Below are 15604 nucleotides of genomic sequence, written 5' to 3' on the forward strand. Positions count from 1 at the left end.
GACCTTCTTTGCCTCAAAACATGGCCACGACACGGCGAGTTTCCCCCCGCGGAGACCAGTTCGGCTTCAAAGAAGGTCAGGACGGCGTTTTGGATCTAGGCTTTCTGTCCCGGACCCGCCGCCGGGGTAGGCATGACTCCGTCTTCGGCAAGGCTGCGCCCGGCCGCCACCACCTGATTGACGTATTCGGACAATCGATCTGCCTCCGCCCTGTAGTCGTCGGGATTGTCGATCCTGCCTGATACCTGAACGAACAGGGCACCCACTTTGCCAGCGACCCGGAGAACGTACTGCGGCGGAACGCCCGGGGCGCTAATTCCGGCGATAACGGCGTATGTTGCGCCTGCGTCGGTGAATGCTGAGGCCTGTTGATACGTTGCCGTTGCCGTGTCACCCTTATTGTTCAGCTCGACCGGCGAACAGTTCTCGAGTTCGGCTATGTCGTCGAACGTCATTTCCAGCATGTCGTCGCGGTCTCCGCTCACTGCCACAAAGGCAGGATGTTCCGGCGTTCCTCCCATCGATCCGGCGGAAGGAATACCATCCGACGTGAGAGTTGCCCAAGCAAGTTGTGCGTAGCATTCCTTCGGGCTCACTGAACCCTCCTCAGTCACGCCAAAGTGCACTCGATAGTTAGCCTCCCAGAAATCCGCCTCGGACAGGAGGGCGACGGGTGTGCCGTCCGGGTTGGTGGCCGCACTCGCCAGTGCCTCCACCTCAGACTGGGAGTAGAGGTGGGTGAAGACGTTGGGCTCCTGCACCTTTGGTGACGTGGAGGGTGTAATCTCAGGACTTGCTGCCTGGCTGACCTCTGATTCAGGGTGAGGCTTCCGCAGAAAGCCGGGAACGCAGGCAGTCAGCAGACAAACCACAATGACGGCTGCGACAAAACGGACAACAATATTCCGCAGCGATCCTGCCCTACTCATTGGCCGCGCTTTATCCGATGACCTATCCAACGACATAGCGCAGCCGTCCCCCATCCGTTTCTTGAATCTGGAGCATACTACGCAACAGTCGCCAGACCGCTAAGCGGTCAGTTCATGACGGCTGCTGCCTGACCTTCTCATGCCAACTGCTCCACGGGATCCACTGCACCCAATCAAGCGCTGCGAGATCCCCGGCCACGGAATCCCGTCGTCGTTGTGCTTCCAGGGGCAGCCCCACCCGGGATGCCTTCGAGAGCGGAAGGACTTGGAGGGTGACCTCGGACGCGGGCGTGATCCCGGCGTCGTTGATTTCCAGGACCCAGGGCGAGCCGTCCCAGTACCTGTCCGCCGCGAGGACACCGTCGACCAGCAACTGCGCCACGTCCCCGGCCCAGGCGATCTCCAGTTCGGTATCCCCTCCATTCGCAAACACCTCGGCGGGCACCTCAACCTTGTAGGCCAGGGACAGGGCAGCGATGGTTTCCTGGGACGGGGCCGAGGCCCGTCCTGCCAATGAGCCGTATGTGTCCGGTACCGGTTGGGAAGGACGCAGGAGTTCGACGGCGGGGCGCAGCGCCGGGGGAGCGGAACGGGAACCTTCCACCGGGACGGCTTCAAAAGAGGCCGACGCCGGGTTGTAGCGCCGGATGTCCGGAACACTAGAGGCCCGGCCGGCGAGATGTCCGTTGGCCGCGACCCACACAGGGTCCGCCGAGAGGAGCAGTTCCCTCCCTGCCTCGGTATCCAGAATCCAAGCCTGAGTGGCGGACTCGGGGGATAACACCAGGATGTTGACTGCAGCATCCGACCACCTGGCTACGAGCAGAACCGATCCGCTCGCGAGGACATCGGCGTCTACTACAAAGGTATTGCTACCCGTTCCTTCGACAGGGCCGTTGAGTGACGTCCCCTCCGGAAAGCGCAATTCCACCGGGATACCTGCTTCGGCGGCCAGTACCAGGGTGGGCGAGGTGCCCGGGTTGAGGATTGAAAGCGGCGAGGCCGTGGCCCATTCGAGGGTCACCCCGCCGACTTCCAGGTTCAGAGGCCAATGCGCAACGGTGCCGGGTGGAATGGTGACAGCCTGGCCCGGGAAGATCATCGGACCGGTTTCAAAGGCAACCTCGAACTGTGTGCAGGCATAAGGCAAAAGAGGGATGTGGGGCTGGTGCCAGGTAATGAACACGAAGCCGGAGAGGCCGTCGCTGCGCAGGGCCCAGCGCAGCGTGGACGTGTCCTCGATCCCGTCCGGCAAGGTATCAGGCAGGCTGGAAGGCATCCGGGCCAGGCGGTCGCCGAAGGCTGCCAGAAAAGCATGCTGCTTACGGAGCTCGGCAAAGCTTCCGGTGAGCCTGCCGGAGGCGGCGATCGGGGCATGGAAGTCGTAGTCGAAGCGGGGCAGGTCGTTGGGATACCCGGTGGCGTGGGACTCCTGGAGGTTGTCAGCCGGGTTGGTCCCGCCCGCGAACATGTAGTAACCCTGCCAGGCCGAGCCGTTCCCGATCTTGTTGTGGGCCACGGCGGCAACGTCCAGCGCCTGTGGCCAGGGGCGTCGTTGGTATGCCGTGGCCATCCCTCCGGCAAGTTCGCACGTGGCCGCCGGGTACAAGGGAGAGGGAGTCCGGGGTGTGGCTGAGTCGCCACCCAGGCCACCGGAGCCAAGGTGTTCGCGCAGGTCCGCACCGATCCCGGGATCGTCCCAGACGTGGCTGAAGAAGAAGTGCTCACGGAACGTTGGGTCCCAGGGGGCATCCGCTTCCACCCAGAAACCGTCGCCGTATCCGCCGAACAGCGGCAGGACGTCGTCGTGGGGAAGGACAGCTCCGCCCCACGCTGTCGCCGTCCAGACCGGCGCTGTCAGCCCTGCCTTCCGTGCCAGCTTCTTGAGCTCGACGATGTGCTGGGGTTCGGAATACAGTTCGTTCTCAATCTGGATACCAATGACGCTGCTCGCTGGCCCCGTGACGCCATGGAGATGGGTGCCCAGGTGGCTGAACCAGCGCTCCACAAGCTCAAGGTACGCAGGATCGTTGGTGCGGTGCCTGACGTTGGCGGCCTGCACCCAGTCCGGGAATCCGCCGTTCCGGACTTCGCCGTGGCACCACGGGCCAATGCGCAGGACGACGTCCAGTCCGATCGATTCACACAACCCGACGAAGGCAGCAACATCCAGGTTTCCGTCGAAGCGCACCTGGCCCTCGTACTGCTCGTGATGGATCCAAAAGACATAACATGCGACGACGGTGACTCCGCCGGCCTTCATGAGTCTGAGACGCTCCTCCCACCGTGACCGGGGAAGCCTGCTGAAGTGGATTTCACCGGAGACCGGGATGCAAGGCCGCTGCTGAACTTCAACGAAGCGGTTGGTCAGCCTGTACCGCTCATGCCGGTCCACAGTGTTGCTCATTGCCGGTGAGATGAGGGGCGAATCCCAGGGTTTGTGCGAGACATGAAGCGGCCCGTGCCGGGTGGGCGGCGGCGAGTCTTCCCTGGGCGGCTTTGATGCGGCCATAGATCAATTTCCTTCGAGCGGAGTGGGCAACTGCAGGACTTTACCGCCTTCCAGCTGGCGGCGTCCATTACTTTCCTTCTGAGCGACGACCGGGGGCCGGCCTTAGCCGTGCAGACGCCGGTAGCTTGCAGCAGCAGCAGGATGAAGCGGCAACCCAGCGGTATTTATCAGTGTTTCCGTGCTGAGGAACTGCACGCCAAGACTGGACCGGGGAATGAGTTCCTGCCCATGACCAACCAGCAGCTCCACGGTTTTCGTCACCGTCCGGTCCTCCAGATCGCGCCGGCAGAGGAGCAGGTTTGCAACCCCCACAGTCCCGACCTCAGGGGTTGCCTCATAACTGTTCTCCGGGATGATGACACGATCGTAAAAGGCGCCGTACTGGTTGCGCATTGCCGGGATGAGATCTGAGAGGTCAAGGAACCGGAGGCCGAGGTCCCCGTTTGCCGCAGTAATGGCTGCTGTGGGTACGCCACCTGACCACAGCATGGCGTCCACGGAACCGTCCCGGAGAGCTGACAGCCCGGCGTTGAGACCCAACGTCAGCTCCTTCACGGGCTCATGGGATGGAAGGGGGGTTGAGGAAGGACTGCCTGATGAGCCTCCCAGACCCGCTGCCTGGATGATCCGGTGGGCGGTGAAGGATGTTCCGGATCCCTTCGCGCCGACGGCTGCCGTCCTGCCGGCAAGATCCGTCAGGCTCAAGATGCCACTGTCCCGCCGCACCACGCAGTGCACATAGTTCTCGTAGACCTTCCCTAAGGCCACTATCCTCCCCCCTTCAGCGCCTCCCTCTTCTGCGGACGCCTTTTCCACTGTCGCGTCTGCAAGCGCGACGGCGAACGTTGCCTCCCCGGCCAGGAGCCGGTCGATGTTTTCGAGGCTGCCTCCAGTGGTCATCGGGACGGCATTGCGTGCGACGCCGTGGCGTCGCAGCGATTCCGCAAGCAAGGTGGCAAATTCAAGGTAGAAACCGCCAGGCTCCCCGCCAGCCACTATCAGATTTTCCGGGCTCTCCGCGGGACTGCACGCTCCGATGGCGGGAAGGATCAGTCCTGCCAGTCCTACGGCCGCCCCCGCCCGGAGGACGGTCCGCCGAGGCAACTGTGGATTGACCTGCTGGGCACCGCTGTCCGCATTGCTTCTCATGCGTTGGCCCCGCCAGTGTGTGCCGGCAAGGGAGACTCAAGCTGCAAGGGGAATTCAAGGCGGGCTACCAGGCCGTGCGGATCGCCTTCCGCCAGTCTCAGGCTCCCGCCGTTGGCACCGGCAAGGCGGGACACAATTGTCATGCCCAGGCCGTTGCCGCGCAGGTGACGGTGTTGGGGAGAGCGCCAGAACCGGCCCAGGGACGCCGTCCTTTCATCCTCCGTCAGGCCAGGGCCGTCATCGGCTATTTCGATGACCAGCATTCGGGGGAGGAGGCGAATGCCCGCTGTGATTGTTGCTCCAGGGGCATATTTGATGGCGTTGTTGAGAAGCTCGCCCACCATTTCGGCCAATTCCGTGGCGTTGCACTCGAGCTCCATGGAGGTCTCCGGCATCTCCAGAACAAGCCGGCATCCGGACCGTCGAGCCGCAGGCCCTGCCCTTTCGACTTCCTCCTGCAGCACCACGCCGGGATCAAGAAGGGTTTCGAAGTGCGGCGCAGATTGACCGATGGTACTTCTGGCTGCCCCTTCCGAGGCCCGGTGTTCGGCCGTTGCGAGTTTCAGGACGCCGTCGAGGATTTCTTCCACGCGTTCCAGCTCGTCCACCACTCCGGTCACGGCTGCCTTTTCTGCGCTGTTCCGCAGTTCAACCTCCAGCAGATCGATCCTCAGCCTCAGGGCTCCCACCGGATTGCGCAGCTGGTGAGAGGTGTCGGCAATAAGCTGGCGCTGGGATTCGATGCTTTCCGTGACCGTTTCAGCCATGGTGGTGAAGGAGTGGCTCAAGGCCCGCAGCTCAGGCGGGCCGTCTTCCGGAAGCTGACTGGTTCTCCCTGTGGCTGCGAGTTCCCTTACTGCCGTGTTCAGGCGATGAATGGGGCGCAGTACCCAACCGGTTACCCTGCTGGCCAACAGGAGAAGGACTGCCTCCAAAGCTGCTGCTCCGATTCCGACGCCTAGCCAGCGCTCGCGGAGTTTTTGCCTCGCGGCGTCCTGATTTACTTCGAGGACAGCTTCGCCCAGGACCTGATTGGCGCTGCCGAACGATCTTGAGATCACGTCGGAGCCACTTTCAAAGGGCAGCAGGGGTGGCAGCGTTGTGTCAGTCAGGTTCAGGCTCGCGCTGGACAGGGCGTTGCGGACATCGGGGCGGTCCCCATCCAGGTCCCCGGACCGCAGCGTCCTTTCCTGGAGCCGGATCATGATGCCTTCATCGTAGAGTTCGGAGTAGCGGTCCATCTCCCGCTGGAGTCTGGTGAAGTCGCCGTCGAGCGCTGTGTCGGAGGCAAGCTGGGCGAACCGGTTGAGCGACGAGACCCTGTTGATCTGGAGTTCCTGGGTGAGCTCCCTGCTGGCCGATGTCACCAGGGCGTAGGACACGCCGATCACTATGAGCAAGGACAACAGGCTCAGGACACCGAGCACCCGCAACCTCACGCCGGTTCCGCTTCGATCCGGTACCCCACGCCGCGAACATTGATGATGAAACCCGGCAGGTCCAGCTTCGCCCGCAAGCCAGTCAGGTGGACGTCAAGGGAACGCGACGAGGCCATGAAAGCATCGCCCCAGAGGACATCGAGGATTTGCTCCCGCGTGACCACGGACCCCGCGTGCTGTGCCAGCAAGGCAAGGAGATCAAACTCGGTGGCCGTCAGAGCCAGGACGCGGGGTCCGACGGAGGCCACGCGACGGTCGAGGTCGACGTCGAGCTCTCCAACCACCAGGGTCTGGTTCCGGGTGCCGTTGGTCCACGCTACCCGCCGGGTGACAGCTTCGATTCTGGCCAGCAGCTCCACGAGTTTCACGGGTTTCACCAGGTAGTCGTCGGCCCCGAGCCGAAGGCCCAGCACCACGCTTCGCTCATCGTCCCGCGCTGTGAGGATCAGAATAGGGCAGTGGGTCACCTGGCGGAGCTTCCGCAGGACGTCGAGTCCGTCAAGGTCCGGCAGTCCCAGGTCCAGGAGGATGACGTCGAATTTTCGGTGGACCAGCAAAGCGTCTGTTCCACGGGAAACCCTGGTTGCCTTGTGCCCGGCTGAGACCACCGCTGCTTCGAGCGCAGACGCCATGGCGTCGTCATCCTCGACGATGAGCAATTCCATGGCTTGGATCCCTTTTGGCTGAATGAGCACCTGCAACACGACATCGTATGACGTGCTCGCATCTAAACCTAAGGAAGTGTTAGGAAAACCTGGAATGCCTTGGATGTGTTGCCGGTCACGCATAGTTTGGCTGAAGTCCCCTGATTCAGGGCCCTGTCAACGTCGAGGAGGAACCATGAGCAACGACGCCATGGACAGCACCAACCAATCGGGCAAACCGCTGATTACTGCCGACCAGCACGTTCCGGCTGGCAAGGTCAGCCACGCTGACCGCATAGACGACGACGGCGGCCGTCCCGCCAAATGGCGCATCGTTGGTCCCGGCCTGGTTGTTGCCGCCACCGGCGTGGGTGCGGCCGACATGGTCGCCACGTTGGTGGCCGGTTCCCGCTTTGGATACGGGCTCTTCTGGGCGGTCATCGTTGGCGTGGTTCTGAAGATCATCCTCGTCGAAGGAGCAGGCCGCTACACGCTGGCAACCGGAAAAACGATCTTTGAGGGATGGCGGACCCTCGGCAAATGGACCACCTGGTACTTTGGGCCCTACATCATGATCTGGGGCTTCGTGTACGGGGCCACGGCGATGTCCTCGGCTGCCTTGCCCCTGGCAGCCGTGTTCCCGATCCTCCCGCTGTGGGCGTGGGCCATCCTGATGGGTCTCGCTGGTTTCGCCATGGTGTGGTGGGGCAAATACGCCACCTTCGAGAAAATCACCGCCGCTTTGGTGGGCCTGATGTTCATCACCGTGGTGGGCCTCGCCATCATCGCTGCGCCCAACATTCCTGAGATGCTTACCGGCCTCATTCCGATGATCCCCGAGGCAAAGGACGGCATCTTCTACACACTGGCACTGGCCGGTGGCGTTGGCGGAACCATCACCCTTGCGGCCTATGGTTACTGGCTGCGCGAAAAGGGCTGGTACACGCCGAAGTGGATGAAAGTCATGCGGATAGACAACTCCATGGCTTACGTGATGACCGGCATTTTCGTGATCGCCATGCTGATTGTGGGGGCAGAGGTTGTACGCTCCGCTGGTGTTTCCCTGAGTGCAAGCGACGAGGGGCTGCTTGATCTGTATGACGTCCTCAAGGCCGAATATGGCGATACCGTCGGCGCAGGGTTCCTGATTGGTTTCTGGGCTGCTTCATTCTCCTCTATCCTCGGCGTCTGGAATGGTGTTTCCCTGATGTTTGCTGATTTTTGGGGCAACATGCGGGGGAAGGAATCGGGTCACCCCGATACCCGAGTGGGCGGAAAATACTTCAAGTTCTACATCCTGTGGCTGACCTTCCCGCCGATGATCCTCTTCGCGCTGGGCCAACCGATTGGTTTGATCCTTGCCTACGGGGCTCTTGGCGCCCTGTTCATGCCGTTCCTGGCGCTGACCCTGCTGGGGTTGCTTAATGGCAAACGCATCCCCAAGGTCTGGGCTAACAAACTCCACACGAATATTGCGCTCGGAATATGCGCACTGCTGTTCGTTGTGCTGGGAGTCCGGCAGTTCTGGACGGCGCTGTCGCCGCTCTTCGGTGGTTAGCGCGGGTTAGCTGTTCACCGGAAACGCATCAGTACGACGGCGGGAGGTTCCCGCCGTCGTACTGATGCGTTCCCCATGGGTTGAGGCGGATGCCTACTGATGGCCCACTTTTGTGGTGCCAAACATGAGAGTCTGGCGACGGATGTCGTAGAAGACAGTGTGGGCGGTGGACAGGAGATCCTGGAGGTTGTCGGCGTCGTCGGCTTCGATCGTCAGGACTTCCTCCCAGGCCCCGGCGTCCAGCACCAGCTGGAGAGTCCACGTGCCGCGTTTTCCGGCGTCTCCGGCGACCCACGTGAACTGGTAATGGCTGACCTGGCGCACCTGGATGCTGTCATCGGTCACGGGCTGTTTTGGAGTGGGGCTCATGGTTATTCCTTACCGGCTGCACCCCAGTCGCACAGCCTCTTCGCTGGTCTCTTGCAGGTCCCGATCACCGCCGGCAGCCTCGATTCTGCCCTGCGGCCGGAGCATTAATGTAGCTCCGCTCAGTGGGTGATGTAAATGCCTCGCGGATGCTAACGCCCATAAGTTCTTTCATACTCCCTATGCGGCTGCGGGTCGTTTGTAGCGGGCGCGTTTCTGTGTTTTGGCGCGGTGGAGGAGTTCGCGTCGTTGGTGGTTGACCGGGCGGTGGGCAGCATTGTGAGGCGAGCCGGGTTGGAGCGGGCTGTGCGGAGGCGGGCCGGGGAGTGCTCCGACTGGGACGGGCGGGGATCCCGATAGCGGCATGTTCGGGGGTGGTGTGCCGGGGGCCTGGCATGGTGTGGGTGGTCCAGCCGGGGGTTTCTTTGGTGTGGTTGCAGGCTTCGCAGAGGCCTTGGCCGTTGGTTGTGGTGGTGGTGCCGTTTTGGTGCCAGGGGGTGATGTGGTCCAGGTGGCGGATGGGCGCGTCGCAGTAGGGCGTGCGGCAGGTGTGGTCCCGGGCGTGGATAAAGCGGCGCAGCGCGGGTGGGAAGTGCCGGGCGCGGGAGTCCATCGCGATCAGGTCCCCGGTGCCGGGGGCGGTGTAGAGCCGGCGCACCTGATCAATCAGACCGGCACCATCAGCGCAGGGACGGACAGCCGCGAGGGCCGACAGCACGTGCCCCACAGACACATCACCCACCGGCCCGCGGCCGCGCGCCAAAGCGAGTGCCGCCGTCGACCCCTGCAATTCCCATAGAAAGAGTCTTCCAGCCACCACCGACATTAAACCGAACCTCAACGCTTAGGATCCCGGCACTTCAACACCAGGTACCTCAACACCAGCGGCAAGCTCGGAGGACGGTGTCAGTCTCCAACGACCACTGGCAGCTTCATGGCTGATGACCGTGGAAGGGCCGCCGTTGCCCGCTGCATCCATGGCCTTGAGCAAAGCATCGACCATCTGGCGTGCGTGCTCCATTCGTTCGGCCATGGTTCCCTCAAGGTCGCTGTCGTCAATGAGGGGGTGGGCCTTGCCACCCGCGACTACCTTCACTGAATATCCCATTTCCTCGTGGAGGGACCCACGGGAACAACCAATTTCAGTGACCGCATCTGCCCGAACCAGGCCGTTGCTGATGGTGCGGAGCCACACATCACCCATTGCTCATCCTTTGGTCTAGCTACCAAACGGAACTCATCCCCAAGCACACCGTAGCCCCGAAGGTCCTGTCGCCGCATCCCCGGCTGACAAAGCGTGCCTTCTCACCCGCAAGGCAAAGTCGGGACAACAAAACCAGAATAACGACGGCGGAACTTTCCAGCAGCGTCATCTTGCGTATAAATTGCGGAAGTTGAGCTCAATTAGTTTGGTAGAAGATGATCTCATTTTGACAGTTTGCTTCCTGAGATTTGAGTTTTGGTTGCAAGAATCAGGCGAAATGTATGGCCAAAAAGACCTATAGGGATGAATTCATGCGTGTTGGGGCAAATTGTCATGTTGAATTATGCGTGAAGGACGCGATCCCGGCGTTTGATGCTTAGGGGCGGACGCTATCGGCCAGCGGGTAATTCGATTATTACTGTACTGGTTCCGGCACACAATGAGGCTGCGGGAATCGGGGAGACGATCAAATCCCTGACAGGCCAGACCTGCGTCCCTCACCGGGTAATTGTAATAGCAGACAACTGCACTGACGACACAGAGGCGATCGCCTTGGCTCATGGAGCCGAAGTGATCAGGACTGTGGGGAACACAGATAAGAAAGCCGGAGCCCTCAACTTCGCGCTTGCGGGCGTCCTCCCGCATTTGGCCCCGGACGATCTTATCCTGGTGCAGGACGCTGACTCACAGCTTGCCCCTGACTTCATCGAAAAGGCTGTCGGGCATCTGTTCGCCGATCCTTTCCTCGGCGCTGTGGGTGGGGTGTTCAGCGGAGCAACCGGCGGCGGATTTGTGGGTCATCTGCAGCGCAACGAGTATGCCAGGTACGCACGGGATGTCAGGCGGCTCAACGGGAAGTGCCTCGTCGTCACTGGTACTGCCGCGCTGTTCCGGGTGCTGACCCTTGAGCACGTCGTGGAGGCCAGGCTGGACGGAATCCTCCCCCCTGGCAATGGCCGGGGCGGGGTGTATGACACCACTGTGCTCACCGAGGACAATGAGCTTTCCTTCGCGCTGCTGACGCTTGGTTACCGGATCAAGTCGCCCGCCGACTGCACCCTGGTCACGGAGATCATGCCTTCCTGGCGGGAATTGTGGGGGCAGCGGCTTCGGTGGAAGCGCGGAGCAGTGGAGAACTGCGTCCAGTACGGCTGGACCAGGGTCACGCGGCCGTACTGGGGACGGCAACTCCTGGCCATGACGGGTGTCCTGGTGACCCTTATTTACTTTGCCACGATCGCGCTTGCACTGGGCACGGGATCCGGGTTGCACCTGCACCCCTTCTGGCTCGCCGTGACCGGTGTCTTCGTGATCGAACGTGTAGTAACAGTGCGGCTCCGGGGATGGAAATACATGCTCGCCGCCGCCACGATGTACGAACTCGTGATCGACCTGTTTCTGCAGGTGGTCCACTCGAAGGCCTATTTAGATGCAGCCCTGAACAACAAGAAAGCTTGGTAGAGATATGTATAACAACGTAGCGGCCCCCGCAGCAGCAGGAGTAGGCGCCGGAACACTGGCATTGACCGGCGCCGGGGATATCCTCTGGCTCGGTCTGGCAGCATTTGCCCTGGTTGCCCTGGGTGCGGCAATCAAGCGCATTGTTCCTGTGAAAGCCAAGTCGGACGCTGTTTAGTCAGTAATTCCCTGCGGGAGAGCCCGGGGCGGCCGCAAAGCGGTACCGCCCCGGGCTTTTCCGTTAAGTCTGGATTTTCACGATATTGGAGCATCCAGCCGTATCGCAGACTTGGTAAGTAGTGGTGACGCTGCCCTTGAATTTGTTGTTGTAGCTGCCGGTGTTCGGCACGGTATTCCTAACACCGTTCACCAGGAGTGTGACGCTGGTTCCTGTGGCCCCTGTCCACCGCACGGTGGTGTTGTTGACGCCTTTGACCTTGGCGTTCGTGGCAGTAAGCGCGATGGCCGTCACTGGATCCGGTGTCACGGCTGCAGGTGTGAAGGAGAAGTCCCGAACGACCACCGACTCAGGCTTGACGTGGGCAGGATCGCCACCACCACCGCCCGTCACCCATAGGTTGAAGTGGATCTGTTCCTTGGCAGGCTTGGGGACCGTGGTTCCTTCGAGGATGGTCCGTTTCAACAACGGGCCGGTATATCCCTCACCGGCATAGGTTTCAAAGGTCAGCTTGCCAGGCTCCCAGACCAATTTGTGAGTGAGGACGGGGTCACTGGTGACATCAAAAACCACCGTGTTGTTGCCTTCGCCCGGAGGCTTGCTCGCGTCGAACCAGTAGCCATGGCCTTGGGTTACCGGCCAGGATTCGCCGTAGCCTGCTCCGCCTCCCCAGGCAGAGGCCTCACAGAGATCAATCTCGTTGTATCCCGGTGTGGCCAGGGGATCGTAGGTGAACAGGCACCCCCACACGACTTCCTTTTGGAGAAGGCTCACATTCTTTTCCACTGTGGTGCTGTAAGTGCCGTAGCCAAAGCCCTGGCGTGTGGACTGGAATTCTGCGCCCACCGGCTCGGCGCCCGTTGGATTCGTGAGGCTCAAGGTGACGTGGCCGTTGGCGTCGGGATTGCTGACGTTATTGGCACTGAACAGCTTGTTGTACTGCGGGGCCCCACCCCAGAACCTCTTCTCCCAGTTGAACCCCTTCCAGGCAAAGCTTCCTGCTGGTCCTGGGTCTGAAGACATTGGGGTGGTATCTGCGGCTTGGGAAGAACTCACGACGGTAAGCATAGTAAGGCCAGAGACAAGAACCACGGCCAACGGTCTGACCACCCGCGAAGACCTGAGACCGGACAAACGGGACCTAAGAAAAAACGACATGCACGCCCCCTATTGCGTTGGTGCTCCCCCTCAAGCAGCCTCGTGCCCCCAGCGAGCACAAGATGATCATCAATCAATTAACTCGAAAAGCGCAATAGCAAACACATATCTTGAGACGCGGCAATTTAGCTCAAAAGTTGCACAAGATTTGGTAACAACTCAAGAACTACTCAAGATTGGATTGGATCGGACAAGAAAGCCGTTATCATGTGTAGGCTCATTTCTGCACCCCAGCGATCCCGATAATCGAATGCCAGTCCCGTAGCGATCTTTTCAGCGACAAAGGATGAAGCGCCCGACCGCGCCGCACGGTGCAGTACAGTACGCAGGCTTACTAATCTGGATCGTAATTCGGTGCACTTAATGTACCCGGAACTCTGAGACCAGAATTTATTCATAATTTGGAATCAAAGAAGGCTGGGAGCAAGAGTGGTGAATCGCGGCGTTGCTGTGGTTGTGGAGGATGACGACGACATCCGGGAGTCACTGGGGGATGTCCTCCGGCAATCCGGATTTACCGTCCATGCAACCTCATCCGGGACGGAAGGCGTGGAAGCTGTCCGGAAGCACAATCCGGTTCTTATCACCATGGACCTGAACCTTCCCGACTTTGACGGGATCGAGGCATCACGGCGGATCCGGACGTTCAGCTATGCCTACCTCATCATGGTGACAGGACGGGTGGACGAAGCCGACGCACTTATGGGATTTGGGGCCGGCGCTGACGACTACCTCACCAAACCCTTCCGACCCCGGGAGCTCCGGGCGCGGATCGCGGCGATGCTCCGGCGGCCACGGTGGTCCATCATGGAACCGGCCATCATGGAACCGGCCATCATGGAACCAGCCGTCATGGAAGCCGCTTCGATGACGCGCCATGCAGGGGAACCGGCCATGCCTGAACCTGCCCGGCTGCAACCCGCTGTGGCCCGCGCTGTGGTGCAGCCTGAACTGGGGCAGCCCGCCGCCAGGCCTCCTTTTGGGGCGGGGGAGGCGGATGAGTTCCGCGACCTGGAGCACCGCGGGTTGACTCTTAACGAGGGCACGAGGGCGGCAACGATTGATGGCAAGAAGGTGGAGCTGACGCGCACACAGTTCAATCTGCTTCTTGTACTTATGGAAAATGGGCGCCGTGTCCAGAGTAAGGAGGAGCTGGTCCGCAGGCTCCGCAACGATCCCTACGGCTCGGGTTCGTTCGTCAGCGCGGCCGAGGAGCGCGTAGTTGAGGTGCACATGGGGAATCTCAGGAACCGCCTCGGCGACGATCCCAAGGCGCCCAAATGGGTGGAAACAGTCCGTGGAGTCGGCTACCGGCTGGCTCCCTAGTGCTGGAGGTTCAGGCCCGGTGACAGGAAGGTGCTGATCCGGTCCAGCACGGTGCGTTCACGCAGCGGCCGGTTGTGCCCTAGCCCGTGCGTTACGACGAGGATGGTGGATGCGGGGTGGGCCGCCAGTAGGGCGCGGGCCTGGTCCAGCCCGATCAAAGTATCGGCGTCGTCGTGGATCACCAGCCATGGAACTTCGACAGGCAGCGGGGCCGTGGCCGAGAGTGTGGCCCAAATATCGGCCCGTCCCCGGAAGAGCCGGCGCTCCGTCCGGCGGCGCACAGCTAGCACACTTGTGCTACCAAGCCCGAGCTTTTGAGCGAAGCTCTGCAGAAGATACTCGAAGTCAGCGGCGCCGTTCACAGTAACAAGGCGCCCCACCCGCACCCCACCCCGGATGGCAAGGGCTGCACCAGGCGTCCCGAACGAATGCGCCACGATCGCCTCGAACCCGCCGTGCTGGCGGCCGAGCTCGGAAATGATGGCAGCATAATCGCGTACATCGGTCCGCAGGCCGCCGGATTCGCCGTGGGCCGGGGCATCAAAGGCCACGATGGTGCGTCCCGCCGCACGCAGTTCACGCACGAGGTGAGCAAATGCAGACGCACGACTTTGCCAGCCATGGACAAGGAGTACAGCACGAGGCCCGTTTCCCCAGCGATAGACAGCCACACGCCGCCCCTGCACCCGGATGGTGGACCGCCTGGCGTGCTCCATGACATACCGCTCCGATTCATGGACGGGTTTGCGCTTTCCGGGCCGGACCCAAAGGCTGTAGGCAGTCTCTGCTGCGAGCGGCGGGGCGACCGACTCAAGCAGGCGAAGGGCATGAACCGTCCGCGGGATAGTAGGCGTTTGTGTTGTCATAGTGCTAATATACACACACGACCGTTCGTACTGTCTAGGGGATTCTAAATGCAAACCACGCCTGCACCACTCGACGGACGCCGCCAGCGCGGCGACGAGTCCCGCCGCGCCGTTCTGCGCCTCGCGGTTGACCAGGCGTCGCTGAGCGGACTCGACGGGCTCACAATCGGGGGACTGGCAAATGAGCTCGGCGTCAGCAAGAGCAACGTCGCAACCTTGTTCGGTTCAAAGCTGGACCTGCAGCTGGCCACCATCGAAGCAGCGCGCGCTGTCTTCATCGAGAAGGTCATCACCCCGGCGCTGGCCCGCCCTCGCGGACTCCGCAGACTCATCGGCCTTGTTGAGCTGTGGCTGGATTATTCCGAGGGGCGGGTATTCGCGGGCGGATGCTTTTTCCGTGCCGTCGGGGCGGACGCCTCGGCAAAGGACGACGCCGCCCGTGAGCTTCTGGCGCGGATCGACGAGGAATGGCTGGCGTTCCTGACCCGGGCAGTGCACGAAGCTGAGCCGGAATTGCCCGGCCTGGCAGGCCGGACCAACGCCGCGGAGGTGCTCGCATTCGAGATCGGCGCCATGCTGGATGCCGCGAACATGACCTCCCTGCTGCACCGCACATCGCGTGGATACTCACTGGCGCGCAGCGGGATCAGGGATCGGCTCATCGCACTGGGTGCCCCGACGGATATCGGGCTGTCGGCGGATCCAGCTGCCACCTAACTACCGAACCCCTGGCTAGCGAACCCCTGACTACTGGACCGCGGTGCCGGATACGTCCGGTGCTGTGTAGCCAGTGAAGGTATCCGCGGATCGCACGAGC

14 protein-coding genes and 1 pseudogene are annotated in these 15604 nt (G+C 61.7%); 5 read left to right on the plus strand and 10 right to left on the minus strand.

The features are described from left to right. Positions 1-95: 95 nt before the first annotated feature. The 5 genes from M1E02_RS03245 to M1E02_RS03265 all read right to left on the minus strand — a co-directional run bounded on the left by M1E02_RS03245 (position 96) and on the right by M1E02_RS03265 (position 6694). Positions 96-929: a hypothetical protein gene (locus tag M1E02_RS03245; RefSeq protein WP_479376730.1), complete on the minus strand. Its 834-nt coding sequence runs from the start codon at positions 927-929 to the stop codon at positions 96-98. A 112-nt stretch (positions 930-1041) separates the two neighbouring features. Beyond that, on the minus strand, positions 1042-3441 hold the full coding sequence (locus M1E02_RS03250; protein WP_479376731.1) for a beta-galactosidase: 2400 nt from the start codon (positions 3439-3441) through the stop codon (positions 1042-1044). A gap of 102 nt (positions 3442-3543) precedes the next feature. Further along, complete coding sequence (locus tag M1E02_RS03255) at positions 3544-4590, minus strand: TAXI family TRAP transporter solute-binding subunit (protein ID WP_479376732.1); 1047 nt, start codon at positions 4588-4590, stop codon at positions 3544-3546. Continuing rightward, a complete protein-coding gene (locus M1E02_RS03260; protein WP_479376733.1) occupies positions 4587-6029 on the minus strand; it encodes a HAMP domain-containing sensor histidine kinase in 1443 nt (480 codons plus the stop codon). Before M1E02_RS03260 ends, M1E02_RS03255 begins: the two co-directional genes overlap by 4 nt. After that, entirely contained in the window at positions 6026-6694 is a 669-nt protein-coding gene (locus tag M1E02_RS03265) for a response regulator transcription factor (protein WP_479376734.1), read from the minus strand. Before M1E02_RS03265 ends, M1E02_RS03260 begins: the two co-directional genes overlap by 4 nt. 175 nt (positions 6695-6869) lie before the next feature. Here M1E02_RS03265 and M1E02_RS03270 point away from each other — a divergent pair, with 175 nt between their 5' ends. Then, positions 6870-8231, plus strand: coding sequence for an Nramp family divalent metal transporter (locus tag M1E02_RS03270; protein WP_479376735.1), 1362 nt, complete (start codon positions 6870-6872; stop codon positions 8229-8231). Between the two features lie 93 nt (positions 8232-8324). Here the strand turns inward: M1E02_RS03270 and M1E02_RS03275 are convergent, their stop codons facing one another. From M1E02_RS03275 to M1E02_RS03285, 3 genes and pseudogenes are all read right to left on the minus strand, one after another. Then, positions 8325-8600 carry a hypothetical protein gene (locus M1E02_RS03275; RefSeq protein WP_479376736.1) on the minus strand — a complete coding sequence of 92 codons (276 nt, stop codon included), beginning with the start codon at positions 8598-8600 and terminating at the stop codon, positions 8325-8327. Positions 8601-8664: 64 nt separating this feature from the next. After that, positions 8665-9255: pseudogene (locus M1E02_RS03280) on the minus strand (HNH endonuclease); the annotation flags it as partial. 186 nt (positions 9256-9441) lie between these two features. After that, entirely contained in the window at positions 9442-9801 is a 360-nt protein-coding gene (locus M1E02_RS03285) for a hypothetical protein (protein WP_479376737.1), read from the minus strand. Between the two features lie 372 nt (positions 9802-10173). Between M1E02_RS03285 and M1E02_RS03290 the strand changes: the two genes are divergently transcribed. Both M1E02_RS03290 and M1E02_RS03295 read left to right on the plus strand, forming a co-directional pair. Beyond that, positions 10174-11262 carry a glycosyltransferase family 2 protein gene (locus M1E02_RS03290; RefSeq protein ID WP_479376738.1) on the plus strand — a complete coding sequence of 363 codons (1089 nt, stop codon included), beginning with the start codon at positions 10174-10176 and terminating at the stop codon, positions 11260-11262. Positions 11263-11266: 4 nt separating this feature from the next. Continuing rightward, complete coding sequence (locus M1E02_RS03295) at positions 11267-11437, plus strand: hypothetical protein (protein WP_479376739.1); 171 nt, start codon at positions 11267-11269, stop codon at positions 11435-11437. A 63-nt stretch (positions 11438-11500) separates the two neighbouring features. Here M1E02_RS03295 and M1E02_RS03300 read toward each other — a convergent pair whose 3' ends face one another. Beyond that, positions 11501-12493 carry a LamG domain-containing protein gene (locus M1E02_RS03300; RefSeq protein ID WP_479376740.1) on the minus strand — a complete coding sequence of 331 codons (993 nt, stop codon included), beginning with the start codon at positions 12491-12493 and terminating at the stop codon, positions 11501-11503. 531 nt (positions 12494-13024) lie between these two features. Here M1E02_RS03300 and M1E02_RS03305 point away from each other — a divergent pair. Next, entirely contained in the window at positions 13025-13921 is an 897-nt protein-coding gene (locus M1E02_RS03305; RefSeq protein WP_479376741.1) for a response regulator transcription factor, read from the plus strand. Here M1E02_RS03305 and M1E02_RS03310 read toward each other — a convergent pair. Further along, a complete protein-coding gene (locus M1E02_RS03310) occupies positions 13918-14787 on the minus strand; it encodes an alpha/beta fold hydrolase (protein WP_479376742.1) in 870 nt (289 codons plus the stop codon). The genes M1E02_RS03305 and M1E02_RS03310 overlap by 4 nt on opposite strands. A gap of 48 nt (positions 14788-14835) precedes the next feature. Here M1E02_RS03310 and M1E02_RS03315 point away from each other — a divergent pair, with 48 nt between their 5' ends. After that, a complete protein-coding gene (locus tag M1E02_RS03315) occupies positions 14836-15504 on the plus strand; it encodes a TetR/AcrR family transcriptional regulator (RefSeq protein WP_479376743.1) in 669 nt (222 codons plus the stop codon). Positions 15505-15604: the final 100 nt, after the last annotated feature.

The sequence above is a fragment of the Arthrobacter sp. Z5-13 genome (genome assembly GCF_056499105.1).